The sequence below is a fragment of the Duncaniella sp. genome, assembly GCF_029054785.1.
In the GTDB taxonomy this organism is placed as follows: Bacteria; Bacteroidota; Bacteroidia; order Bacteroidales; family Muribaculaceae; genus Duncaniella.
The window spans coordinates 1-25496 of record NZ_JAIDEN010000044.1; the positions used below are offsets into that span (position 1 = coordinate 1).

The 25496-nt window shown below is 52.4% G+C and carries 19 protein-coding genes; 11 read left to right on the forward strand and 8 right to left on the reverse strand.

What is annotated here, in order from left to right; all coding sequences use genetic code 11:
• Positions 1-238: 238 nt before the first annotated feature.
• The 7 genes from K2H17_RS02770 to K2H17_RS02800 all read left to right on the forward strand — a co-directional run bounded on the left by K2H17_RS02770 (position 239) and on the right by K2H17_RS02800 (position 12237).
• Positions 239-778, forward strand: a complete 540-nt coding sequence (locus K2H17_RS02770; RefSeq protein ID WP_300131149.1) for a hypothetical protein — start codon at positions 239-241, stop codon at positions 776-778.
• A gap of 192 nt (positions 779-970) precedes the next feature.
• Positions 971-3289, forward strand: coding sequence for a C10 family peptidase (locus K2H17_RS02775; RefSeq protein WP_300131152.1), 2319 nt, complete (start codon positions 971-973; stop codon positions 3287-3289).
• A gap of 43 nt (positions 3290-3332) precedes the next feature.
• Positions 3333-5687 carry a C10 family peptidase gene (locus tag K2H17_RS02780; protein WP_300131153.1) on the forward strand — a complete coding sequence of 785 codons (2355 nt, stop codon included), beginning with the start codon at positions 3333-3335 and terminating at the stop codon, positions 5685-5687.
• Positions 5688-5722: 35 nt separating this feature from the next.
• Positions 5723-8029, forward strand: coding sequence for a C10 family peptidase (locus tag K2H17_RS02785; RefSeq protein WP_300131155.1), 2307 nt, complete (start codon positions 5723-5725; stop codon positions 8027-8029).
• 195 nt (positions 8030-8224) lie between these two features.
• On the forward strand, positions 8225-10567 hold the full coding sequence (locus tag K2H17_RS02790) for a C10 family peptidase (protein ID WP_300131156.1): 2343 nt from the start codon (positions 8225-8227) through the stop codon (positions 10565-10567).
• Positions 10568-10791: 224 nt separating this feature from the next.
• Positions 10792-11913: an RNA-binding domain-containing protein gene (locus K2H17_RS02795; RefSeq protein ID WP_300131158.1), complete on the forward strand. Its 1122-nt coding sequence runs from the start codon at positions 10792-10794 to the stop codon at positions 11911-11913.
• 66 nt (positions 11914-11979) lie between these two features.
• The gene (locus K2H17_RS02800; protein WP_300131160.1) at positions 11980-12237 is read left to right on the forward strand and encodes a winged helix-turn-helix domain-containing protein; all 258 of its coding nucleotides are present in this window, start codon (positions 11980-11982) and stop codon (positions 12235-12237) included.
• 110 nt (positions 12238-12347) lie between these two features.
• Here the strand turns inward: K2H17_RS02800 and K2H17_RS02805 are convergent, their stop codons facing one another.
• The 7 genes from K2H17_RS02805 to bioA form a co-directional block, all read right to left on the reverse strand.
• Positions 12348-13151: a formate/nitrite transporter family protein gene (locus K2H17_RS02805; protein ID WP_300131162.1), complete on the reverse strand. Its 804-nt coding sequence runs from the start codon at positions 13149-13151 to the stop codon at positions 12348-12350.
• Positions 13152-13179: 28 nt separating this feature from the next.
• Positions 13180-13374: a hypothetical protein gene (locus tag K2H17_RS02810; RefSeq protein WP_300131163.1), complete on the reverse strand. Its 195-nt coding sequence runs from the start codon at positions 13372-13374 to the stop codon at positions 13180-13182.
• 76 nt (positions 13375-13450) lie between these two features.
• Complete coding sequence (locus K2H17_RS02815; protein ID WP_300131165.1) at positions 13451-14098, reverse strand: 3'-5' exonuclease; 648 nt, start codon at positions 14096-14098, stop codon at positions 13451-13453.
• A gap of 123 nt (positions 14099-14221) precedes the next feature.
• A complete protein-coding gene (gene bioD / locus K2H17_RS02820; protein WP_300131168.1) occupies positions 14222-14857 on the reverse strand; it encodes a dethiobiotin synthase in 636 nt (211 codons plus the stop codon).
• Between the two features lie 39 nt (positions 14858-14896).
• Complete coding sequence (gene bioC, locus K2H17_RS02825) at positions 14897-16303, reverse strand: malonyl-ACP O-methyltransferase BioC (RefSeq protein ID WP_300131171.1); 1407 nt, start codon at positions 16301-16303, stop codon at positions 14897-14899.
• Positions 16275-17411 (reverse strand): 8-amino-7-oxononanoate synthase, encoded by a 1137-nt coding sequence (locus tag K2H17_RS02830; protein ID WP_300131173.1) that lies wholly within the window; start codon positions 17409-17411, stop codon positions 16275-16277. Before K2H17_RS02830 ends, bioC begins: the two co-directional genes overlap by 29 nt.
• Positions 17408-18739, reverse strand: coding sequence for an adenosylmethionine--8-amino-7-oxononanoate transaminase (bioA, locus tag K2H17_RS02835; RefSeq protein ID WP_300131175.1), 1332 nt, complete (start codon positions 18737-18739; stop codon positions 17408-17410). Before bioA ends, K2H17_RS02830 begins: the two co-directional genes overlap by 4 nt.
• 170 nt (positions 18740-18909) lie before the next feature.
• Here bioA and K2H17_RS02840 point away from each other — a divergent pair, with 170 nt between their 5' ends.
• The 4 genes from K2H17_RS02840 (at position 18910) to K2H17_RS02855 (ending at position 24326) form a co-directional block, all read left to right on the forward strand.
• Complete coding sequence (locus tag K2H17_RS02840) at positions 18910-20163, forward strand: leucine-rich repeat domain-containing protein (RefSeq protein ID WP_300131178.1); 1254 nt, start codon at positions 18910-18912, stop codon at positions 20161-20163.
• Between the two features lie 303 nt (positions 20164-20466).
• Positions 20467-21003 (forward strand): outer membrane beta-barrel protein, encoded by a 537-nt coding sequence (locus tag K2H17_RS02845; RefSeq protein ID WP_300131181.1) that lies wholly within the window; start codon positions 20467-20469, stop codon positions 21001-21003.
• Positions 21004-21498: 495 nt separating this feature from the next.
• Entirely contained in the window at positions 21499-22065 is a 567-nt protein-coding gene (locus K2H17_RS02850; RefSeq protein WP_300131183.1) for a T9SS type A sorting domain-containing protein, read from the forward strand.
• Complete coding sequence (locus tag K2H17_RS02855; RefSeq protein ID WP_300131186.1) at positions 22062-24326, forward strand: hypothetical protein; 2265 nt, start codon at positions 22062-22064, stop codon at positions 24324-24326. The genes K2H17_RS02850 and K2H17_RS02855 overlap by 4 nt, the downstream gene beginning before the upstream one ends.
• A gap of 744 nt (positions 24327-25070) precedes the next feature.
• Here K2H17_RS02855 and K2H17_RS02860 read toward each other — a convergent pair.
• Positions 25071-25352, reverse strand: a complete 282-nt coding sequence (locus tag K2H17_RS02860) for a transposase (protein WP_300131189.1) — start codon at positions 25350-25352, stop codon at positions 25071-25073.
• Positions 25353-25496: the final 144 nt, after the last annotated feature.

A 25496-nucleotide genomic window follows, 5' to 3' on the forward strand; every position in this document is an offset into this window, starting at 1 on the left:
CACGCAATACGAGATTGCCTCTTGTCTCGTGGGCGCGGAGATGGGTATAAGAGACCGGCGTCTTTGCATAATTAAGAAGGCACCATTGGAAGCGATCAGCTTCCAATGGTGCCTTCTTAACAGTGGTAAAATAAAAAAAATATGTATCAAATATAAAATATGTATATTAGACAGTTGGTGGATAAAGGTATAATGTTTAACTTTGGAGGGTTACTTCTGTCATTAACACCCTCTTGATATGAAACATCTGCTTCTGCCGATACTCCTGATGCCATTGGCGGCCTGTACCTCTCAGAAGGATCAGGCTGTGGCTTCAGCCCCGGCGCCTGAGGCTGTGGTCATGGGAGGTAAAACACCGTCAGCTTCGCCGTCCAAAGCAGTTGCTATGGCCCGCATCTACAAGACCGACGGCGATTATGCCGACCGTGTTCCTGTCACACTTGATTCCGGCCATAAGCGTCTGGTGTCTTTTCCGGCACCGTCTGACCTGGCGGGAGGCGAGCCGCTGAGACTCTCGGACGGCTTCCTGCTTGACCGCCGCGGAGTTTCGGCTGCAACGGCATTCACTCGCTGGACCTATCGGGAATATGCCGCGATGGAGTCGGCCCCGGACCCTGATGAAATCATGGCCGCGATTATTCCCGGCGCCCGTGTGACGGAGATCTACCAGATGCCCTTTCCGGCCGGCGAACCGGACGCCGCTGCGCGTTGCGACAGCCTCATAGCAGCCGGACTGCCCGGTTGCCGTCTTGTATATAGCCTCCCAAAGAAGTTATAGCCCCTGAATCTTTTCGGAATCGCTGCGGGTATGCCGGTCCGAAGAGTGATGAATTCAGGTTACTGACAGGTAACAGCAAATAGATATATACTATAATTAATATAGTATGAGTATAGTATGAGAATAGAAAATAAAGTAACAAAAGTCTATAACACCTTAATTCCTGTGCGAAAACCAATCTTATTTCTGATTTTGGCAACCCTGTTGGGTATGTCGGCGTTTGCCCGTAGCCTTAGTCCGTCAGAAGCACTTGCCCGTGCCGCCGGACATCCCTTTTCTTCGGTCTCTCGCTCTTCGGTCAGTCAGCAGCCTGTGATGACTGTCGGTACTGATCAGGCTCCTGCTCTCTATGTCTTCGACAAGGGGACGGACAATGGCTTTCTGATTGTCGCGGCTGACGACGTTGCGGCGCCTGTGATCGCTTACAGCGACAGCGGTTCCTTTGACCCTGAAAATCTGCCCGCCAACCTCAGAGGCTGGCTTGAACTGTGCGGACGTCAGATCCGTGAAGCCTCCGCGGCAGGCGTGGAGACTTACAGCCGCGCTTCGTCTCCTGACCGTGACCCGATCGCCCCTCTGATGACCACCAAGTGGGACCAGGGCGCTCCCTACTATAATTTCTGTCCGACTGTCAACGGAATCAGAACCTATACAGGCTGCGTTGCTACTGCGATGGCCCAGGTGATGAAATATTACAACTGGCCTGAAAAGGCATCCGAAAACGCTCTCCTGAAATATAACTGGATCAGGGACGGTGCCCCGACAAGCGTGCTGACCGCCGATTTCAGCAATTTCCGTTTTGACTGGGACAACATGCTTGACAATTACAGAGGCGTGGCCTATAATGACGCTCAGGCCGAGGCCGTGGCGAAACTGATGCAGGCCTGCGGTTATTCAGTCGAGATGCGCTACAACATATCGGCCTCCGGTGCATTCTCCGAAAGTGTGGGCTATGCCCTTGTCAGCTACTTCGGCTATGATGCCGGACTCCACAATGAGCCGCGCGACCTCTACACTTCCTCGCAGTGGGAAGATATGATCTATGAAAACCTGCGGACCTGCGGGCCGGTGGTCTACTGGGGCGCAGGCGATGCCGGGGCCCACTGTTTTGTCTGCGACGGCTATCAGTCAGGCGGCTATTTCCATATCAACTGGGGCTGGAGCGGCATGAGCGACGGCTATTTCCTGCTCAACATCCTTTGCCCGACAGATCTGGGTATAGGCGGCGGATCGGGAGGCTTCAACAGCGCCCAGGGCGCTCTGCTCGGAGTGAAACCCGCAACCGATACCGAGGCGAAGCGCCGCTACACGTTCAGGACCACTGCCGGCATAACCGCCACGAGCACCAACGGGACCTATGTCTATCTCTACGGAATGTTCAAAAACTATTCGCCGTATACGGTCAACGGAAAATTCGTCCTGAGGCTTTACAATGAAGACGGAACCGAATATATCCGTTCGTGCACGGTCTATACCCCCTCCTCAGCCAAGAATTTCGGACTCTACTCGGCAACGTCGACCATTCTCGGAGTCGTTCCCAATACCGTTCCGGACGGGACCTACCGTATTTATCCCGCAATCGAGGTCGACGGCGAGGAATATGAGTTCCGTTCTCCGCCCGGAGGAGCCGGATATATCGTCTACACCCGTCAGAACGGGCGCAATACAGCCTCTCTCCCCGACGTCGGACAGATGATGGTCGAGGATCTCAGCACCAATGGCGACATCTATGCCGGCAAGCCGTTCAGAGTGACCGGCACGGCCCGCTTTACGGGCAAGGATGATGCCAATCTCTATGTGGTCGCATCCCTGCTGAAAGCTGACGGATCTGTCTGCGGCTACGGAACAAGACTGACACTTACATTCTCCGACCGGGGAAATCCCTTTGAATTTGTCAGCGACTGGTTCATGAACGGCACTGCGAGCGCCAGAGTCGAGGCCGGTGACTATACCTTTGCCTTGCAGTTCTACAATGATGCCGAGAGCCGCTATGAGACAATCGCATCCTGTCCGGTGAAAGTTCTGGACAACGCTCCTGCCGGCACCTACGAGGTTACGGCGCTTGAGGTTGACAAGGCCGACGGTGTCGATCCGGCTGACATCTGCATCACGGCCCATGTCAGAGGTCTGACCGGTGTGGTCTATGAGAATCTTATATTCGTGGTGAGCAAAGGCGGCGCAAATGTCTGGCAGAACCATCTGCCGTTCTTTGCAAGCGCCGGACAGTCCACAAGCGTTTCGATCAGCGCCTCGCTTCCCGAAGCGAAACCTGGCGAGAAATACGACGTCCGCTGCTGGCGCAACGTAGGTGGCCGCTATGAGGCCAAGAGTGACATTGTCTCGTTTGTTGTTGCCGGTCAGAGCGGCATTGACAGTGTCGGAGAGGATGATGTCAATGCTCCGGTAGAATACTTCAACCTTCAGGGACAGCGCGTTTCCGGCACCTCTCTTGCTCCAGGCATCTATCTGCGCCGCCAGGGTTCTAAGATCTCTAAGGTCCTTGTCCGCTGAAGATAGTAATAAAAGAAATCACTATTAAATTCTTCACATCTGTATGCGTAAATTATTTTTGTTCTTCTCATTGGCCCTCCTTTCAGGAGCAGGAGCTGCCGCGCGCAGCCTGACTCCCTCGGAGGCATTGGGACGTGTGACGGGTCAGGCCGTGGTCCACGTGTCAAGATCGGCTTCTGCTCCGGCGCCGGTAATGACGGTCGGGACAGATGACACGCCTTCTCTCTATGTGTTCAACCGTCCTGAAGGAGGCTGGATGATCGTTTCAGCCGATGATGTCGCAGCGCCGGTGATCGCTTACAACGACAGCGGGGCGATTGATCCTGAAAACCTGCCTGAAAACTTCAGGGGATGGCTCGAAGAGAGCAGCCGTCAGATCCGCATGGCCTCAGACTCAGGAGCCGAGCCTTATGCCGTCTCAAGGTCTTCTGACAGGGAACCGATAGCTCAGATGCTGACAACAGTCTGGGATCAGAAAGCGCCTTTCAATGACAGTTGTCCGATGGTTGCCAACAAACGCACCTACACCGGCTGTGTCGCCACTGCGATGGCTCAGGTGATGAAATACTACAACTGGCCTAAACAGGCCGGTGAAAATGCCAATATCACATACGCCTGGCGCGGAGGCCCGGCTGATACCCCGACTCTGAGCGCCGATTTCAGCAACTTCCGCTTTGACTGGGACAATATGGTCGACAGCTACTTTGCCGGCTATACTTCCGTGCAGTCAGAAGCTGTCGCCAAGCTCATGCAGGCCTGCGGCTATTCGGTTGAAATGATGTACAGCACCGTGGCCTCCGCTGCCTTTAACGAGAAAGTCGGAAATGCTCTGGTGACATATTTCGACTATGATGCCGGTCTGCACAACGAACCCCGCGAACTCTACACAACCGCCGAGTGGGAGCAGATGGTCTATGACAATCTCAAGGAGTGCGGTCCGATGGTCTACTGGGGCACCGGCAGCGTCGGTCACTGCTTCGTATGCGACGGCTATAAGGGTGACGGCTATTTCCATTTCAACTGGGGGTGGACAGGCAACAGCGACGGCTACTATCTGCTTGACGCTCTCAATCCGGCTTATGTCGGAACAGGAGGCGGAACCGGTGGCTACAACAGTTCGCAGGGCGCTCTCTTCGGTGCCAAGCCGTCTGACGGAAAGCCTGCCGAGCGCCGTTACACATTCACTTGTTCCGCGTTCGCCAATGTGACAGTCCAGGGCACTTTCCTGACCATCGACGGCGAGTTTAAAAACCGCTCTCCTTATAATGTCGACGGAAAGGCAGTCTATCTCATTTATAATGAAGACGGCACAGAGCTGGTGACAACGGTGGGTGATTTTACGCTTCCATCTTCGTTCTTGAACTACGGTCCTGATTCCAACTGCTACAAACTTATGGGCTCTATTCCGAGCACCGCTTTGGGTGAGGGCACATATCGCGTCTATCCCGGCATACGCGTCGATGGCAAAGACTATGTTTTCCGGACTCCGTGTTCTGAACCGGACTATATCATCTATAAGCGTGAAAAGAACGGTTCGTCCTATACCAATACGGCCACTCTTCCCTCAGTCGGGGAGATGGTCGTCGAAGATCTGAGCACCAACGGCGATTTCTATGTCGGAAGCAACATCAAGGTGTCAGGTGTGGCCAGATTTACAGGCAATGCCGAATCTGAGCTTTATCTTCTGGCGGCACTTGTCGATTCCGAAGGCAATGTCCTCACCACTGCCGATGGCGCAACTATTAAATTCACGCCTGAAGGAAAGCCGTTTGAGTTCATAAGCTCATGGTTCAGAAACTACACCGTCACTCCAGGCAAACACACTTTCGCTCTGGTCTATATGGATGATTTCACCTATGAGTACAAGATAATGGCATCATGTGAGGTGACAGTCAGTCCGTATGTCTACGGCGAGTATGAGATTAAGAGTCTTGATGTCGCCAACTCGTCGGCTGTCGATCCGATGTCGATCAGTCTGACCGGCACGGTCCTTGGTCTGGCCGGGGTTGCGGAAGATAACTATCTTTATTTCGGAATAAAGGATGCTTCTGACAAGACCATTCTTACAGAGAACGTCAAGCTTTATGTGACAGCCGGAAACACTGCGACTCTCCGCGCCACAGTGTCTCTGCCGGATGCAAAACCCGGCGAAGTCTATACAGCCTATTTTTATAGAGAACGATATAGTTTCCCCGGAGGCATGCAGCCGGTCTATGAACTTCCCGGTGTGCCGTTTACAATCGGCTCACAGAGCGGCCTGCCCGGCATCGAGGCCGACAATGACCGGCCTGCCGAATATTTCAACCTTCAGGGACGTCGCGTCGATCCATCCGCACTCACCCCCGGCATCTATCTGCGCCGCCAAGGCTCGAAGACGGTCAAGATCCTGGTGAAGTAAACTGACAATCAATCCACTACAATAAGAAATTCAAAATGCGAAAATCACTTTTATTCATATCATTGGCTGCTATGGCCGGACTGGGAGCTTCGGCTCGCAGTCTTAGCCCGGCAGAGGCTCTGGACCGTGCCATGACTCAAGGCTCTGCGCCTGTCTCCCGTTCAGGAGGTCAGCCGGAACTGGTCATGACTCTCGGCGACCCAGGTGAGCCGGCTCTCTATCTCTACAACAACAGCCCGCGGGGCTATATGATCGTCTCGGCTGACGATGTGGGCGCTCCGGTGATCGGTTACAGCGACAACGGCTGTCTCGATCCTGACAATCTCCCTGAAAATATGCGTTTCTGGCTCGATCTGTGCAAGGAGCAGATTCTCCGTGCGTCTGCCGAAGGTCTTGCGCCCTATTCGCGTGCTGCCGGAACCGACCATGAGCCTATCGGTCCGCTGATGACCACAACGTGGAACCAGCAAGGTCCTTACAATGACCTTTGTCCGAAGATTGGTTCATCGCGAACCGTGACCGGCTGCGTGGCCACTGCTATGGCCGAGGTGATGAAGTATTACAACTGGCCCGACAAGGTTGTCGAGGATGCCAATATCTCTTATCAGTGGTACAACGGCACAACCGTCACCCTGAGCGAGGATTTCAGCAACTATGAGTTCCAGTGGGATCTCATGATTGATGATTATCACGACAAGCACACCAAGGAACAGGCTGCCGCTGTGGCCAAGCTGATGCAGGCCTGCGGTTATTCAGTCGACATGAGCTATGGCACCGATGCATCCGGCTCTTTCGGTGCGAAGGTCGGAGGCGCTCTGGTGAGATACTTCAAATATGATGCGGGCCTCCACAACGAGCCTCGCGAGATGCACTCTTCAGCTGCCTGGGACAATATGATCTATGAGAACCTGAAAACCTGCGGTCCTGTGCTCTGGTGGGGCTATGGTTCTGTCGGCCACTGCTTTGTCTGCGACGGCTACCGTGGCAACGGCTACTATCACTTCAACTGGGGCTGGGGCGGTCTGAGCGACGGCTATTACCTTCTGGATGCCCTTGATCCCGGCTCGACAGGTGTCGGGGGCGGCACAGGCGGTTTCAACAACGGCCAGGGTGTGCTCCTCGGAGTCAAGCCTGCCGATAAAGACTCATCCTCCAAGCGCCGCTATACCTTCTATGCGCCTAATGGCATCACGGAAGCATTTGTAGATGGCTCGAAGCTGTCGCTGTTCGGAACGTTCAGGAATCTTTCGCCCTACATGGTGAACGCCACTTTCAAATTCCGTGTCTACACGGAGGAAGACGGCGCGGAAAAATATCTTACCTCATATTCCGCAGCAATCCCCTCCCCGGATAAGTTCTATCCCCCGAACTATGAGTCGATGATCGAATGTGTGATCCCTGAGACCTTGCCTGACGGAACATACCGTATCTATCCGGCCGTAGAGTTCGACGGGGAGGAGCATATCTTCATTTCGGCTCCAGGTTATGCCGACTATGTCATCTATACCCGCGGGAACGGAGAGAACAAGGCTGAACTTCATGATTCGACAGTTCTGACGGTGGAAAATCTCAGTTCGAACGGTAAGATCTATTTTGGAAAGCGCTTCAGAGTCACCGGTACTGCCATGTTCTCAGGAGGCGTTGGTGACACAGATCGCAACGTCGGAGTGCGCCTTCTCGATTCCGCAGGCAATATCTGCGGTTACAGCACCGAGCAGAATGTGACATTCTCTAACGAAGGCAGAGATTTTGAGATTGTATGTGCGTGGTTCACGCCGACCGGCTCTGGAATTTCCGATGGAGAATATACTCTGGCTTTGATGGTCGGTTCAGAGACCGTCGGAAGCTGTCCGGTGACGATCACCAAGGAGAGCCCTGTCGGGGAGTATAAGATTACCGCCGTGACAGTCAAGAACGCAAGTGCCGTCGATCCGCAGAATATCGATATCAACGTTACAGTGAAAGGCATTTCCGGCCTGATCGACGAGTATATGACGGTCAAGATCAATCGAGGCATCACTCCGGTAGCCACCTACCGTTGGGTTGAGGTGTTTGTTACCGAAGGTCAGACTGCTACCGTCAATTTCGTCACCTCGCTGACATCCGTCATACCGGGCTTTCAGTACAGTGTGATTTGCGAGAGCCAGTCGCAGCCCTCCACAACGGGCAAAGCCTATATCTACTTTGCCGATACCAGCGGCATTGCCGATATCGAGGCCGACGATGACACCCCGGTTGAATATTTCAACCTTCAGGGCATTCCTGTCAGCGCCGACAATCTCACTCCCGGTGTCTATGTACGCCGCCAGGGATCGAATGTCTCTAAAATTGTAGTGAAATAAGAAGGCATCTGATGAATGCCATCTGAACCTCTGAAAAGATTTCTGACAGCATTGTATTTACACATTGCTGTCAGAAATCTTTTAAATCAGTTATTTTGCTTGCAAAATGAAAATTTTTGCGTAAATTGCGCCCGTTAACCGATCAAATTGTCAGGGTCCGGATTTCGGACTCATCTTCTATTTTTTCACATTTTTATGCGTAAACTATTCTTGCTTTTGTCTGTTGCCGTCATGCTTGGAGGTATGTCGGCTAACGCCCGCAGCCTCAGCCCGTCGGAAGCCTTGGGCCGAGTTGCAAACCAGCAGGTGTCACGCTCCTCAGGAGCCGCCTTGACAGCTGCGCCGGTGATGACCGTCGGAACGGCGGATGCTCCGGCTCTTTATGTTTTCAACAAGCCTGAAGGGGGCTGGATGATAGTCTCGGCTGATGATGTGGCCGCCCCTGTGATCGGTTACAGCGACACCGGCTCCATTGATCCCGCCGATATGCCTGACAACCTCAAGGGATGGCTTGAACTCTGCGGCGAGCAGATACGCATGGCTTCTGACGCGGGAGCCGAACCCTACACCCCGGCTGTCAGCCGCAGCGCAGCGCGCGAACCGATCCAGCCGATGGTCACCACCCGCTGGGACCAGCAGACCCCTTACAATAAATATTGCCCCACCTCATCAGGGAAGCTGTGCTATACCGGCTGTGTGGCCACAGCGATGGCTCAGGTGATGAAATATCACAATTGGCCTGACAAGGCTGCTGAAAATGCAAAACTGAGCTATACATGGGACAATCAGACTCTTTCGGCTGATTTCAGCAACTATGAGTTTGACTGGGCCAACATGACCGACAGATATGTCTACGGACAGTATACAGAGGCCCAGACCGATGCGGTAGCCAAGCTGATGCAGGCCTGCGGCTATTCTCTGCGCATGAGATATGCTTCGGGAGGTTTTGGTTCGGCAGCTTATTCAGAACAGGTAGGCAACGCTCTCGTGTCATATTTCAAATATGATACCGGCATCCACAATGAATTCCGTAGCTACTATGCTTCAGACGAGTGGGAGCAGATGGTCTATGACAATCTTAAAGACTGCGGCCCGATGGTCTATTGGGGCGGTGCCCACTGCTTCGTCTGCGACGGCTATAAGGACAACGGCTATTTCCACTTCAACTGGGGATGGGCCGGCAGAAGCGACGGCTACTTCCTGCTGACAATGCTCAAGCCGAGCAGCCTCGGTACCGGCGGCGGTACCGGCGACTATACAAGCAACCAGGGTGCTCTTCTCGGTATCAGGCCTTCGACCGGCTCTGATTCTCCTAAGAAATACACTTTCTGCATCGATGCTCTGACCAACGCTTATCAGGGAGGCTATTTCAACCTCCAGGGTACATTCACCAACCGCTCGCCCTATACTGTCAGCGGCGATTTCATCTACCAGATCTTCAGCCAGGACGGTTCGACAAGAGTGGCGACCGCCACAGTGCTTAACCCCTTGTGCAAGAACTGGGGCATTGACATCGTCACCGGAAATACAGTGACCGCATCCGCCATGCAGGCTAAAATCCCGACTCTTTCCGACGGAACCTACCGTCTCTATCCCGCCGTCAGGATTGACGGAAAGGAATATTCATTCCAATGTCCGCCGACCATTGCAGGCTATGTGCTGATCACAAGCCAGAACGGCACCATCATTAAAGCGGAAATTCCCTCTGCCGGCGATATGCTGGTTGAGAACATCGACACCAACGGCGATTTCTATGTCGGAAGTGACATCAAGATTTCCGGCGTTGCCAGATTCACAGGCCGTAGCGATACCAACGTCCAGGTAAAGGCTGTTCTTCTTAATTTTGATAAGTCTGTACGCGCATATTCGAGCAATAATATCTCTCTCGACTTCTCGCCCGAAGGTTCACAGTTTGAGTTCATCAATAACTGGTTCTATGACAAGGGCCTGGCGATCGAGCCGGGAAACTGGACATTCGGCATCGCGATAATTGAAAACGGAGCCTATAAGATTCTCGGAACCTGCCCGGTGACAATCAAGTCGAGAGTTCCGGTGCCGTCGTTCAAAAAGCCCGTCACTCTTGCGGTCGAGAATGCAGAGGCCGTTGATCCCAAAGATGTCAAAGTCTCTATTACGGTAGAGGGCCTCACCGGTGTGGTCTATCGTGATTTTGAACTGCGAGTGTTCAAATCCGGACAATTGGGCGTGGTTCAGGCTACAAAGGCAGTCCCCGTATATGTCAGCGCCGGCAACACTGCGACTGAGACTGTTTCGCTGACCATAAACAATGCCATTGCAGGAAACCGCTACTATGTTGCAGCTGTTATCGACAATGCCGGTCGTGAAGAATATGTGACGGAGCAATATACTTATTTCACCATCGGCGACACCAGCGGTATAGCCGATATCGAAGCCGACGGCAATGCTCCCGTCGAATACTTCAACCTCCAGGGCATTCCTGTCAGCGCCGACAACCTCACCCCCGGCATCTACATCCGCCGTCAGGGCGGCAAGGTGACCAAGATCCTCGTCCGCTGACAATAGCGACACATTATATTATAACCGCACCCCGAAAAATCCCTTTTTCAAGGACTTTTGGGGTGCGGTTTGTATTCTTAGGATTGTTTCTCCGGCTGCAATATTTCAGCACTTGCCCCGCTGCCCGGATTCAACTGACGGCTGAGGTAAAATGAAAATAAACAACAGATTAAGCCGATTATATGAGAAATTTGTTGTAGTTTCGCAGTCTAATATACTCTAAAATGACAAAAGAAGAACTGCTCTCACGGCTCAACGATATAGAATGGAATGATTTTGAGGTCAAGGAGGCTTCGGGCGGTCTTCCCAAATCCATGTGGGAGACGGTCAGTGCTTTTTCCAATACAGAAGGCGGCTGGATAATCCTTGGAGTAAAAGAGAAGAAGACTGGAGAAGGTTCCGTGTACATTGTCAACGGTGTGCCAAATCCTGAACAGATGGAACAGGATGTTATCACAACATTGCGTTCTCGCACTAAATTCAATGCTCCGATCACATGTAATGTCATGAGATACAAAATTGACGGCAGGGATATTCTTGCTTTTGAGATACCCTTGTCACCGCATCGCCCTGTTGCTATCAAAAGTAATGGAGAAGTGTTTATTAGAACAGGGAGTGGTGATACTCTCGCTACTGATTTGGAAGTAGATGCGATTGTGAGAGATGCTTCTTTCGGAGCTAAATCAGAGATGGAAGTTCCCGGTTCAAATTTCAACGACATCAATCTTGATTCCATTGCGTCCTATCGCAGCTATCTCCGTGACTTCAATCGATCTCTGTCATATCCGACGTTGAACGATGAGGACTTTTGTAGGAAACTGAACATCATTCTATCGTCGGGCAAATTGACATATGGTAGCCTACTGATGTTTGGCAAACGGGAATCGGTACTTGGCGCATTACCGAATTATTGGATAGATTACATGGAAGTACCGGGTGATTCTTACTCCACGGCCTCGCAGCGATACACCTACCGTATGCCTGAGCAGGAAAATATTTGGGAGAGTTTCCAATTGATAATGCACCGCTTGCGCAATTTTGTAGATACTCCCTATGTAGAAGGCCCCGATATATTCGGTTTAGAGGATAACTCCCAACTCTTCTGCTTACGAGAAGGTTTGGTGAACTTTTGTGCTCATTCCGATTACTTTGCATCGGCACATCCTACGATAAGAGTATTCGATGACCGAATTGTGATGCAGAATCCGGGACGATTTATTCTTGATGCAGATGAATTCCGTAGCCGTGTCCTTTCTATGCCTCGCAATCCGAGTATCATCAGATTATTCCGTCATCCGAAACTATCTGAAAATGCCGGATATGGAATTGATAAGATATTAGGCTAGAAAAAACTTACCGGAAAGTCTGTCATCTTTGAAAGCGATAGGCTTATCTCGACAGTAACTTACCCATTGGCTACGACTAAGGTTTCTCGTAACGATGGCGAGAAAAATGGCGAGAAAAATGGCGAGAAAAATGGCGAGAAAAATGGCGAGAATAAGGTCCTTGATATAATCCGCAAGACTCCAGATATTACACAACCACAGATAGCCGTCCGGACCGGGTTCTCAACAAGAAAAGTCAATAGGATTATCGCTTCACTCAGAGAAAACAAGAGAATCATTCGTGTCGGGAAAACCAAAGGAGGCCATTGGGAAATCAACGACTGAAATGTCAATTAGCTGCTCGATTTTGCCCGTATAATTCACCATATAGTACGTCAGTTTGTATTTGTGAGTGAATGAGGTGGGCTGTTCTATGACCTTGTCAATCTGGATGATTAGGCGGATTTCCGGCGGACTGAGTGGAGATAGCCGTAGACGGTGCCGACCAGGAGGGCGCCGCCGATGATGTTGCCGATTGTCGCGGGGATCAGGTTGTCGCGGACGGCCTGCCAGATGCCGATTTCGGCCCCCTCCATCATTCCGAGGGGGATGAAAAACATGTTGGCGATGGAGTGTTCGTAGCCCAGGACCACGAAGGCCATGACCGGAAGCCAGCAGCCAAGGGCCTTTTCAAAGAATGTCTTTCCGGCCAGTGCGAGCCAGACGGCCAGACAGACACACCAGTTGGCGCCGATCCCTTTTAGCATGACTGTCAGCCAGGACATTGACACTTTTGCCTTGGCAATTCCGATGATGGCGCTGTGATACGGCTCGGCGGCAGTCAGACCGCAGGCATAGACCATGAGCCAGGTGAAAAGCAAGGCCCCGATGAAATTTCCGATGTAGACCAGCGTCCAGTTGCGGACGACGGTGCCGAACGAGTGTTCCCGCTTCATGTAGGAGGGGATCAGCAGAGCGTTGTTGCCGGTGAAAAGTTCTGCACCGAGCACAACCACGAGTATCAGGCCGATCGGAAACATGCAGCCGCTCAACAGCTTTTGCAGCGACGGGTTTGCGGCTGTTATTTCAGGGAATCCGAAGCCGACGACGAGCGAAAGGATTCCACCCAGGGCAATGTAGGCCCCGGCGAGGCAGGCGGCTGTCAGCAGGCGCGCTGTGTTGTTGACTGTCAGTGAGGCTTTGGCGGCGCCGGCCGAGGCGGCGGTTTCGGTGATTTCGCGTGGGACTCTGATTTGCATCTTGTGGGTGGCTTGGTGGTGATGGTTATTATTGTCGCTGTCGCTGCTTCTCGCGTTTTTTCAGAAAGAGGTGAAGCAGCCATATTATGACGAGGGTCACTCCGATCACTCCGAAATAGTAAAGGTAGTGGCCCTGCTGGTATTCAGGAAATCCGATGTAGCTCATCACGGCAAGATAGACCAGAAGAATGAGCGGGATGACTGTCGAGCGGCGTAATTTCATGATTAGTCTGATTTTGATTCAAGGTGAGACAGAAAAGGATGAGGTTTGTTTGTGATCATCAGATTCCCTCCCGCGTTTACTCGCCGTGGTGTTCCGGCTGGTCGGTCGGATGGAGGTAAGGCGATTCGGCGGGGTTGAAGAGACCGTCGTTGAGAAGATTGTAGATCCGCAGGCAGGCCCAGGCGTCGATCGAGGCGTAGGTCTGCTGGCCCGGCGAAAGTTCGGCGGCTTCCCAGTTGCTCAGGCGCTGACTTTTTGAGATGCGCCCGTTGAAGAGGATGCCGTAGATTTTCTGGAGGCTGGAATCTGTGATATTGAATGATTTGACTACGTTTTGCAGGTCGATGAAGTTCTGTGGCTCGAAAGCGGCGATGCGGTGCAGGACGTGGAAATCGTCGCGCAGCGAAAGTCCGACTTTGACCACATCGTCAGCCTCCATGAAGTCGCGCAGCTCCTGGAAGAAGCCGAGCTTGTTGAGGCGGAACAGAAAGGAGTGGTCGAGAGTGGAGACCTGGATCAGTGAAACCGTATTGGTCTGGCCTTTGCGGAAGTTGGGCTTGGTCTCGGTGTCGAAACCGACCGTGCCGCATTTGCGCAGATAGCGCAGGGCCGCACGGGCATCGCCCACAGTGTCAAGCACCGTGATCTTGCCGGGAAACTCGACAGTCGGCATGGCTGAAAGTTCCTCCTTCGATATGGAAATGCTGTAATTGTTGATGTCCATAGAATGAAAAAATGCCCTCTGAGGGAGGGCGTTTCTGTTGATCCTCCCATTTTGGGGAGGGCAAAGTTACGAATTATTTATGGATTTTACCCCATCGGAGGTCCAAAGCGCTTCCGGATCCGCTCAGAGAGAGGGCACCGTGGCGAAGCGGGCTTTGGGGAAGTGGCGGCTGACGTAGCGGCGCAGGAAGCCCTGGGTGTCTTCGGCGATGACTTTGTCGCTGTCGAAATGCTCGTTGTAGATGAGTGCCACTAATTCTATGCCGCGGGACTTGATTGCTTCCAGCGAGAGGATCGTGTGGTTGATCGAGCCGAGCACTCCGTTGGCCACGAGGATCAGTGGGAGTTTGCGGGTGCTGACATAGTCGATGGTGAAAAAGTCGTCGGTGACGGGGACCATCAGGCCTCCGGCTCCTTCGATGAGCACAATGTCATAGCGCTCCTTGAGCCGCTCTGTGGCGTTGTCGATCGCCTGGAGGTCGATCTCGCGTCCGTCGATCCGCGCGGCGAGCTGGGCCGAGGCGGGGTAGGAGAAGATCACCGGCGCGGTGGTGTTGTCGATGTCCTCAGGAAGCATGTCGATACCCATTATCTTGCGGTGGAGGTCGATGTCCTCCGAGAAGCCGGTGTTGCCGGTCTGGATGAACTTCTGGGTGACTACTTTGTGTCCCTCTTTCATCATCTGTGAGGCTAAATAGCCGGTCGCATAGCTTTTGCCGGCGTCGGTGTCTATGCCTGAAATGAAATATACTTGGCTCATGGCGGTTTGTCAGATGTTGTTTTTTTACAACCTCTTAGGTCAGGATTTTTTGAGTGAGATGTAGATCGGGTTATAGGTCAGGGCCGCGCTGCCGTCAGCTTCGGTGGGGTAGAGCCGGATGACTTCGCGGGCACGGGCGCCGTTGCTGTCGCTGCTCAGGGCGTTGACGCCGGTCAGTTTCACGTGGCGCAGGGCTTCGAGCGGAGAGGCGAAGCGGAGGGTGTGCTCCTCTTCTTCGAAGTGGAGAAGCGTCAGGGAGGGCGGGATCATGCGTCGCAGGCTTGCGGCGGGGGGATAGTGGTTGGCCTGGGGTAGCAGGCTGCGGATCTGGTTCATGGTCGCAGGTCCGAAGGTGGAGATGACAGCCGTTCCGCCGGGACGCAGCACTCTTGCGGCCTGGCGCAGAAACTCAGGCAGGGAGTTGAACCATTGCACTGTGGAGGCCGAGAAGATCATGTCAATGCTTTCGTCAGCGAGGTCCCTGACTGCCGTCTCGGCGTCGCATTCGAGTGAGCTGACGCTGTCGGCGGCAAACTGGGAGTGGAAGTTTTCGGGTATGTGGAGATCCCAGGCAGTGATCGAGGCTTCGGGGAAGGTGCCGGTGAGCATTCGGGTGGTCAGTCCGGTCCCGCAGCCGATCTCCAGGATGGTCTGCGGATCGGTTGAGAGGTCTTGCCGGGCGATTGAGCAGAGTTTTTCGGCGATCTGCCGCTGGACCACGGCATTGTCGTTGTAGGTCTCCTCCGCGCGTCCGAATTTTTCGGCCACGAGGCTTTTTTCGGTGATGAACTGCCGGATGATGGCCTGGAAGTCGGGCAGATGGGGCCCCGGCACTTGTGTCACCTCGAACGCCTCACCTCCGGACCATGCCCGTAGCTGGTTTTCGGGCGGGATGATGCGGTCCGAGTCGCTGACGACAGCGATGTCCCAGACTGTCCCTCCGGCCGCACCGGCCTTTTCTACGGCTTCAAGCTCGGCCCGCAGGCCGTCAATGTCGCGCGAGGGGAGTGTCAGGCTGAAACGGCGGTAGCATTCTGCCGAACCGCACATCCGCAGATGGAATTTCGAGAGAGTTTTTTCGCTGAGTCCTTCGAGCGTCCCTCGGAAAATGGCCTGAGGGATGCCCCTCTGATCGTCGACAGGGTGCATGGTGCCGTTGACGGCTATGCGGGCGCTGACCGGAAGACCTGGATTGTCGGCAAGGAAGCGCGAGGCCGAGGGCACACCGAACGACCAGCCGATGACCGCTATCTCGCGGAAGCCTTCAAGCAGTTCGGGCAGCGGGTGGGGGAGTGCTGTCTCCCGATAGTCCCAGACGGCAATGATCCTGTAACCCTCCTGCCTCAGCGAGGCGAAAGGTTTTTCGTCCATGCCCCATCCTGCGAAGATGAGGATGGCGCGGTCAGGGGCGGGCTGATCAGTCGGCGGAAATACGTGAAATTTCATTGGCTAAACGGTCGATGTCTGCTGTGGTCATTGCTGCGCTCAGGCTGATGCGCAGTCGTTCGGTTCCCGGCGGGACGGTCGGGGTGCGGATCGGGAGCACTTTCAGTCCTGCTTCGAGCAGGCGGTGTGAAAATCCGACGGCTTTTTCAGCCGAGCCTAACACAAGGGGCTGGATATGGCCGGGGCTGATGCTGAAATCAGGCGAGAGGGGCTGAAGGCGGCTCTGAAGTTCGATGCCGAGGCGGCGCAGATGGCTGCGCTCGCTGTCCATGAGGAGTATTTTTTCAAGCAGGAAGAGGGTCCAGGCCGCAGTGACCGGCGGCAGGGCGGTGGAGAATATCAGGCTGCGGGAGCGGTTGACGAGATAGTCGCGGATCACCGGCGAGACGGCGCAGAAGGCTCCCATCGAGGCAAAGGCTTTGCCGAAGGTGCCTACGACGATGTCAATGTCGGCGTAGCTTGCCGACGCGCGGCACATGCCGAGGCCGCCTGGGCCTTCGACGCCAACGGCGTGGGCCTCGTCGATGTAGAGCATGGCTCCCGGAGTCCGGCGGCGCAGTTCCGCAAGGCGTTCGATGTCGCAGCGGTCGCCGTCCATGCTGTAAACGCTCTCGGCTATGATGAGGATCGAGTCGTATTTGCCGTCAGCTTTGGCCAGAATGCGCTCCAGATGGGCGAAATCATTGTGGCGGAAGCGCTCGAAGGGGGCTTTTGACAGAACAATCCCGTCGATGATGCTCGCGTGGACCAGCTTGTCGGCCACGATGAGCGTACGGCTGTCGGCAAGGGCCGAAATCAGTCCCGTGTTGGCATGATAGCCGCTGTTCATCAGCAGACAAGGACGTCCGTAAAGCCCGGCAAGACGGTTTTCGAGAGCCTCGTATTCCCTCTGGCGTCCGCTCAGAAGGCGGGAGGCCGAGGAGGTCATCGGTATGCGCAGGTTTTCAGGCCTGGAGTAGAATTCTTCCTGAAGCGCGGGCTGCGAGGCCAGGCCGAGATAGTCGTTTGACGAGAAATCGGTCAGCTCTCCGCCGGGGCTGTCTGCGGGAATTGCGCGCAGGTTGCCGCTCCGGCGCAGAGAGTCGAGGATGTCGGCGTAGCGGTTCATCTGATACACTCGATCATTTGTTCGATCAGGCGGCGCAGGTCAGCGTCGGATATGATGTAGGGGGGCATGATGTAGACATTGCGCCCGAAAGGCCGCACCCAGATGCCGCGGTCCACGCAGCGCTTCTGGAATTCGCCTACATCGACAGGCTTTTCCATTTCGATGACACCGATGGCGCCGAGGACGCGGACATCCTTCACGCCGGGCACTCTGACGGCTGCTATCATGTGGCGGCGCATCATGGTTTCGATCCGGGTGATGCGGGCTTCCATGTTCTGGCTGCGCAGGAGCTTGAGCGATTCGACGGCCACGGCACAGGCCAGAGGGTTGGCCATGAAGGTCGGGCCGTGCATCATCACCCCGGCCTCGCCGCGCGAGATCGTGTCGGCCACGTCGCGGGTGGTCATCACGGCGCTCATTGTCATATAGCCTGCTGTGAGGCCTTTGCCGATGCACATGATGTCAGGCTCGACTCCGGCGTGTTCCCAGGCAAAACACTTGCCTGTGCGCCAGAATCCGGTTGCTATTTCATCGAAAATCAGGTAGATGCCTGCCTCGTCGCAGAGGCGGCGCGCTTCGCGGAGATACTGCGGATGGTAGAAGCGCATTCCTCCGGCTCCCTGGACTATCGGTTCGAGGATCAGGGCTGCAAGCTCGTCTTTGTGCCCGCGGATGATTTCGGCCAGCGGTTCGATGTCCGCCGGATCCCAGATGCCGTCGAAGGTCACCTGTGGGGCCGGGGCGAAGAAACGGATGGGAAGCGCGGGTCCGAAAGAGCCGTGCATTCCTGTGACGGGGTCGCAGACGCTCATTGCGTTCCACGTGTCGCCGTGATATCCGCTGCGGATGGTGACGAAGTTGGTCTTCCGGTGGTCGCCCGACCGCGATACAGAGGCCTGGACCGCCATTTTCATGGCCACTTCGATGGCCACCGAGCCGGAGTCGGCATAGAATATGTTGTGCATCGACGGCGGGGCCATCTCTAAGAGCAGTTTGCCGAGTTCGATGGCCGGCTCATGGGTCAGGCCGCCGAACATCACATGGCTCATCCGCGAGATCTGGCGCTCGACGGCGGCATTGATCGCCGGATGGTTGTAGCCGTGGATCGTACACCACCATGACGACATGCCGTCGATCAGCTCACGGCCGTCGGCAAGGCGCAGGCGCACTCCGCTTGCCGAGTCAACCTTGTAGGTCGGCAGCGGGTCGATTGTCGATGTGTAGGGGTGCCACAGGTGCTCGCGGTCGAAACTGTCGTGCACACCGGTGGTCTCTTCTGTATTATTATATATGGTGTCAGTTGTACTGAGATCTGAGTCTGCTTGCATGGGCTTAGATTCTTTAGGCAGTGATGCCTGGGCCTCACTGCATATTGTTCATGCAAAATTAGCAAATATTCACTGAAATGTTGCAAAAATATTGTCAACATCGTATATTTGCAGCAGTGACTCTGCAATTGCCTGTCACTCCATTTATTATAGTAACACTTGTCATTCAAATGAAAAAACTGATTTTATCGGCCGCCATCGGAATCGGCACTGTATTTGGCATCAATGCCGCGGACAAAGAGACGTTCACTTACGAGGGCCTGATCTACAATGTCCTCTCCAGGGCCGACAAAACCTGCGAGGTGGGACGCCATGATTATAAAGACACCAGCCTTGCAAAAGGATCGGTCGTGATTCCTCCGAAGGCCATCTATGAGGGCGAGGAATACACCGTCACAGCTCTCGGCGACAGCGCTTTCTATGGCAACGGGCAGATGACCGCTCTAAGCATCCCTGAAACTGTCACCACAATCAAGAAATGTGCGATCTCGCAGACTCTGATGCTCTTCGAGCTCAGAATCCCTGACAGTGTGACCGAAGTCGAGTCGCGCGGAGTCTATGGCAACAGAAGCATCGGCACACTCGTGATCAGTTCGAATCTGCGAGAGATCAACCGCGAGGCATTCAACGGCAACTCCGGGCTGACGGCCATCGTGATTCCCGATGGCGTTGAGACAATCCATGACGATGCGTTCAATTATTGCTCCCGTGTGACAAGAGTAATTATCGGATCCGGAGTCACCACGATCGGCAAAATGGCTTTCGCCGGTTTAGGAGCTCTTCAGAGAGTAAGTATCCCGGCAAATGTACGTCAGATTGGCGACGAAGCTTTCAGCTATTGTGAGCGCCTCGCGACAGTCACTTTTGAAGAAAGCACCCAGCCACTGGCTTTGGGCACGAATGTATTCGGGCATGGCATTTATGCGACAAATCCTAACAACGAGGCATGGTGTCGCCTCAAGACCCTGAACCTTGACCGCCCCTGGACCTGCCCTTCGACAACGGTCACCGATCTGCCCTTCTCGACCCGCTCTACATTGCAGACAATCAATATCGGCCCGAATGTGAAGTCAATTCCTGCAAACTCTTTTGCCGGCTGTGACAACGTGACAGCCATCAACATAACAGGGAGCGTCTTCCCCTCGGTAAGCTCCTCCGCCTTTACCCAATCGGCTTTCTCAAATGCAACGCTGACCGTGCCGGAATCAATGCTCCCCACCTATAAGGCTCATTCAGTCTGGGGCCGCTTCTCAAAAATCGTTGGAGCCTCCGAGTCAGGCATCACCGACATCGAGGCCGACCCGACAAACCGGGTGGTGGAATATTATGATCTCAGCGGTCGTCGCATAGACAACCCCGCTGCTCCGGGCATCTATATCGTCCGCCGCGCCGACGGTTCGACAGGCAAAATCCTCATCCGATAAAGCAGACCTCGGATCATCTCCGTGGTGAAAATTCAATGAGAGGGAGACGCTTTCCGGAGCGCTCCCTTTTGTGTGTTGTATAAACTGCTGTAAATAAATGGGAATCAAAGTCGTAGCCTTGCTGTTTTTCAGTCGCAGATTAAAAATATTATAGAAAATGTTTTAAAATTAATGAATTTTGTTATACCTTTGCGGCGAAATACTATATCTCACACATTCTGAAATATACATGTTTCAACCTAAACTAAAATCACTTTCAACTTAAGAAAAAACACTTTTTTATTAACCTTTAAAACTCACATTATGAAGAAGTTTTTAGTTATGGCCGTCATGGCCGTTATGGCTCTCGGCGTTTCAGCTCAGGTTTATGTAGGTGGCTCTGTTGGCTATGCTCACAAAACTGTTGATGTAGAAGCAGAAGACGGAACCTTTGAAGTTAAGTCTGATGCTTTCACCATTGCTCCTGAAATCGGTTATAATCTTAGCGAAAAATGGGCTGTTGGTGCAGGTATTGAATATACTTGGTTGAAAGATGCTTACAACCATTTCTCTATTCACCCTTATGCTCGTTACACTTATTTCCGCACAGACAATAACCTTGTTCAACTCTTTGTTGATGGTGGTTTCAACCTCGGTTATATGAAACCTGATGGTGGTGATTCTACATGCACTTGGGGTATTGGTTTTGAACCCGGTATCGCTTTGAACCTTACTGAAAAGTTCAGCCTCGTTGCTCATGTAGGCTTCCTTGGTTACAAGGATGAAAAAGCTGCTGGTAAGACTTATGGCCTTAACCTTGACGGAAACGACCTCTCATTCGGTTTCTACTACAACTTCTAAAACCCGCCACAAGGTAATCCAGTCTGCATAGACGCCGGATTGACCTGTGAGAAAATAGCGGCTGTACCGGATTTCACTCGGTGCAGCCGTTTTTAGGTAGATATAGTCACTATTCAGCGAATATTGCCAACCTAAGAGCCTCATTATCAGGGTAGGGATGCACCATGGTGCATCCGAAAACGAGGTTGATGAACCATAAAACCGGCGGATGCTCCGGGGAGCATCCTACAACTTGCTTGCAATCAAGCTGTTTGAATCGCTGAATAGTTACTGCATATTGCGATTGTCAAATAATGGAAAAATGTGTTAAAAAATTGGGAGGGGGTAATTTTATAAGTATCTTTGTGGAAATAGATTAGAAACAATTGATTTCTGTTGCTTTGACAATCATACATTAGTGACAAATACGCAAAACGTCAATTAACCTAATAATCAATAATATTTTAAATCAAGCCCGGACCAATTATGTCCGGACAAGTCAACCAATTATTATTTATGATTAAATTTAAAGCCCTTATCGTTGCTGCGGTGGTAGTGTTTGGTTCGTGTCTCTCGACATCGGCAAAGACAACACAGCTGACAATCAACATGAAGGACGGGCGCAGCATAGTGCTCGATCTTACAGCCGGTGGTGGTACCGAAAACGAAAAACTGTTACCGGTAATGACATTTACGCCAACGTCTGTGCAAGTGGTGCTTCCTCCGAAAGAAAGTTCTGAACCAGGTGGAACTCCGACTCCTGTGACATACACTTTCGAAATCGAAGACCTTCAGACAATGGAGCCGATCAAGACCGATTCGGAACTATCGTCCATAACCGATATTCTGGCCTCAGGTTCGACTGTTCTGATCGCTCCTATTGGCGGAGACCTTGTGCGTGTGGCAGGCAATGAAAATCTTAAAGCCGGCGATGTGAAGGTCTATGACATCAACGGACGTCGTCAGAGTGTTGACCTTACGCCTGAAGGCCCCGGCGCGTTTATCGTTTCGCTTGCCAATCTCCATCAGGGAGTTTATATTGTAAATATCTCTTCACATTCACTTAAAATCATAAAGAGATGAAAAAGACACTGACACTTTGCGCCATTGCATTTGCGGCATCATCCTCTTTTGCTCAGACTTCCGGCGACAGAATACATAAATTCATTCCGGTCACAACTGAAGTATTTGGCACTGAGCCCGGCCAGACACCTCTTTCGCCTGAACTTCATGTCAATGACATCGATTCGATTTCATTTGACGTCGATGCTCAGGTCTTCACGGTGTTTGGTGGCTTCTCCATAAGCCAGAATAAAATGAATACTGCTGTTTACAGTCTTGAAAAATTGCAGGGATTCGATATCGCCTATCTCGCTCCCGGTTATATGCCTTCCACGAGTGTGGATTATTCAATGGAAGACACAAATGCCTTCCGTCTGATGTGGCGTCCTGTCGAAGGAGCCGCCGGTTATGAGATCAGATATGTGGAGTACGTCGACCAGCCGCTGGATGATGACTGGGAAGATCCTGTAATAAAATACAATAAGATTATCGTAGGTGCCGATGTCTCAGAGATAAAGCTTGAACACCTTGCTTATAACACAGCTTATAAGTTTGCAGTACGAACTCTTTCACCTAAGGGAGAGGGATTTCATTCGGAATGGTCGGGTCGTAGCATATTCCGTTTTATGGGCAAAAATTCTAATTTTCTGAGCTTTGCGACAAGACCTCGTTATCTCGTCCCGGAAGTTACGGGCAGTGTCAAGTCTGAAGTCGGGAAAGTGACAGTCAGACTCACTCCGGACTTTGACCGGTCGATCTATTCCGATGCTGAAATAGAGGAAATTTATTCGCATTTCCATCTGAAAGATAATCGCTTTGTAGTCGACAAACTGAAACTTACCGATGTAAAGACTAAAAAGGTGATTTTCTATCCTGTCACCGAAGCGGATCTTGCTGCCGGAGAAGTGGTGATCACGGATCTGCCAGAAGCGGTATGGTATAAAGTTGCTGCCTATGATTCCAGCATCGAATGGGATTGTGATGCAGAATACAACAGTGTAAATCTCTACACAAAAAAAGATCCATCAGAGCCTATTATAATTTCATCGGCTGATCTGAGTTCTGTGCTTATTAACCATATGGCGAATCCATTTATAGCTGACAACCAGGTGTTTTATCTGGAAGGAGACAAGACCTATACCCTCTCAGAGAATGTTTTTCTGACAAAAGGATTCACACTTGCCACAAATCCTGCTGATTATTTCAGTGGAAAGAGGGCCAAAGTCGATTTTTCAAATTCGGGTATGACATACAATCTGATGCTTGGTGGTGATGGTTATACGCAACATTCCGAAGAGATCGGCGCCATGATATTCGAAGGAATTGACTTTGACGCATCTGACGCTGTGAATTATGGTTTTGGATCGTCATCTACAGTCAATTATTTTATGAATAGTCTGTCGAATGCCGGAGCATTTAATATAGAGGCGATTGAACTCAGAGACTGTACATTCCGCAGATTCATAAGAGGCTTCATAAGGATGCAAGGTTTCAATCATGTCGTTTCGAGACTTAAAGTGGATGGAAACTTGTTCTATGATTGCGGTTACTATGATGGTAATGGCCGTGGCTATCCATGGTTTGTTTCTCCAGGCTCTGCGACGTGCAATCTGTATAAGGACTTTGAGTTTACCAACAACACAATCTACGACTCTCCGCGAGATGCCTTGATCTCGGACAGTAATAAAAATATTGTCTGGGATGAAAAGACCAAGTGGAACATCCGCATCGAGAACAATACATTCGTTAATTTCTCAACCCGCACTGCGTCGAGATATCTCATATTAATGCGCTATATACCCGGAGGCTCGTATATGTCGGTTCAGCGAAACCTCTTTGTGCTTGCCGCCGATGAGTCAGACTCTCGTAACCTCAACAGCAGTGGTGTGGATATACGCTTTATAGATGGTACTGGTGAGTTCTCGTTTGATGTCAAGGGCAATTATTCAGTTGGTTGCCGTGACTCGCATCTGGTTGATGACGGCATCTTCCGTGCAGGCAAGTTCTCAGCTACGAGATACTCGTTTGGCGCGTTCCCTGAATGCAACAACGGAACCGCGGCGGACCTTGTGGTGAAAGTCGGCAGTACGCCACTCAAAGCCACTGATCTTTTCACAGATCCCAATCCGGTTTACAAGTCGCACATTCCGACCTCGGTTAACGAACTTGATCATGCGGCACCCGATAATATCTTCGAAGCACTCCGCTACAAGCAGACCCCCGAAGTATTGAATCATGAAATCTACACCCTCTCAATCGGAGACCCCCGTTGGAAAAAATAGGCAGACACTCAACGAAGATTGACAATTGGAGTAGACAGACGCTTGTAAAATAGAAATTTAAAGCAGATAGACACTCAAAGCAGATAGACAATTGTTGATCTGACGCAGAAAACCCACGTCGGATTTTCCAACAAAATCACCGACCGGATTTACCGGCATCTGACAGCGCCTTCAGGAGCGATATTCTTAAATATCGAACTGAAGGCGCACTGTATTTATCCCCATCCGCCCCCGCGATCAGGCAAGCAGCGTAGCACCAACGGCTAACGCACCCCTACCAGCCTTGCATACCAAGCAAGCTGCGAAACGCCAACGGCACGTCCACCACCCCAGCCCCGTGTACCAGGCAAGCCGTGAAACACCAACGGCACGTCCACCACCCCAGCCTCGCGTACCAGGCAAGCTGCGTAGCAGCGGGGAGAATCCAGGCCACTGCAAGGGCCCCAGAGGGGTCCGCAGCTGTGGTATCTCCACGCGTCCCCTCCCAACCCAAGAGCGCCGTAGGTGCGATACAAAACACCAACCCAACCTCCCTCAAAACACGCGCCCCCACGCTATGATTCATTATTCCGGCTCGCTGATGATGTATCTTTCGTCATATTCGACCCCAAATTTGTCCAAAATGCTCTTCACCTCATCACGAAGCGTCAGCCCGTTATGGTGAATGTGCTGATTTTCAACATAACGCTTCACCGCCTCCACCTGGGAATGGGAATATGAAAACACCGCATAACCGTTCTGCCATTAAAATCTGAAGGGTGTGACGCGATGCTGCGACATGAATTTTGAACTCGATGATTTCAGATCTCTGACGAGATCGGGGATGCTTTGGTTGACATTATATCTCATCAGAATATGCACATGGTCCGCCGTGCCGCCGATTGCGAGGGGGATGTGGTTGTGTTGTTTAAGAACACCGCCAAGATAGGCGTGTACACGGGATTCGGCCAGTACGGGTATCAGGCTTGCACGGTTTTTCACAGCGAAGATCAGGTGTAGGTAGATTTGTGTCAGGGTGTTTGCCATAGGGATAATCGTTTGATATCGGCAAATATAGGCGTTTTGGTCGAGAATGGGAAATCGGGGCGGGAAAATATGGGCGGGGCGGTTTTTGAGGAAGGTTGGGGCGGAGTTGGGGTTTGTATCGCACCTACGGCGCTCTGGGGTTGG

Bases quoted from the DNA above. Each gene is read 5' to 3' on its own strand.
- K2H17_RS02790 (WP_300131156.1), top strand. From the start codon at position 8,225: ATGCGTAAACTATTCTTGCTTTTGTCTGTTGCCGTCATGCTTGGAGGT.
- K2H17_RS02845 (WP_300131181.1), top strand. From the start codon at position 20,467: ATGAAGAAGTTTTTAGTTATGGCCGTCATGGCCGTTATGGCTCTCGGC.
- K2H17_RS02780 (WP_300131153.1), top strand. From the start codon at position 3,333: ATGCGTAAATTATTTTTGTTCTTCTCATTGGCCCTCCTTTCAGGAGCA.
- K2H17_RS02815 (WP_300131165.1), bottom strand. From the start codon at position 14,098: ATGGACATCAACAATTACAGCATTTCCATATCGAAGGAGGAACTTTCA.
- K2H17_RS02840 (WP_300131178.1), top strand. From the start codon at position 18,910: ATGAAAAAACTGATTTTATCGGCCGCCATCGGAATCGGCACTGTATTT.
- K2H17_RS02785 (WP_300131155.1), top strand. From the start codon at position 5,723: ATGCGAAAATCACTTTTATTCATATCATTGGCTGCTATGGCCGGACTG.
- K2H17_RS02860 (WP_300131189.1), bottom strand. From the start codon at position 25,352: ATGGCAAACACCCTGACACAAATCTACCTACACCTGATCTTCGCTGTG.
- K2H17_RS02795 (WP_300131158.1), top strand. From the start codon at position 10,792: ATGACAAAAGAAGAACTGCTCTCACGGCTCAACGATATAGAATGGAAT.
- bioA (WP_300131175.1), bottom strand. From the start codon at position 18,739: ATGCAAGCAGACTCAGATCTCAGTACAACTGACACCATATATAATAAT.
- K2H17_RS02810 (WP_300131163.1), bottom strand. From the start codon at position 13,374: ATGAAATTACGCCGCTCGACAGTCATCCCGCTCATTCTTCTGGTCTAT.
- bioC (WP_300131171.1), bottom strand. From the start codon at position 16,303: ATGAAATTTCACGTATTTCCGCCGACTGATCAGCCCGCCCCTGACCGC.
- K2H17_RS02830 (WP_300131173.1), bottom strand. From the start codon at position 17,411: ATGAACCGCTACGCCGACATCCTCGACTCTCTGCGCCGGAGCGGCAAC.
- K2H17_RS02770 (WP_300131149.1), top strand. From the start codon at position 239: ATGAAACATCTGCTTCTGCCGATACTCCTGATGCCATTGGCGGCCTGT.
- K2H17_RS02805 (WP_300131162.1), bottom strand. From the start codon at position 13,151: ATGCAAATCAGAGTCCCACGCGAAATCACCGAAACCGCCGCCTCGGCC.
- bioD (WP_300131168.1), bottom strand. From the start codon at position 14,857: ATGAGCCAAGTATATTTCATTTCAGGCATAGACACCGACGCCGGCAAA.
- K2H17_RS02855 (WP_300131186.1), top strand. From the start codon at position 22,062: ATGAAAAAGACACTGACACTTTGCGCCATTGCATTTGCGGCATCATCC.
- K2H17_RS02850 (WP_300131183.1), top strand. From the start codon at position 21,499: ATGATTAAATTTAAAGCCCTTATCGTTGCTGCGGTGGTAGTGTTTGGT.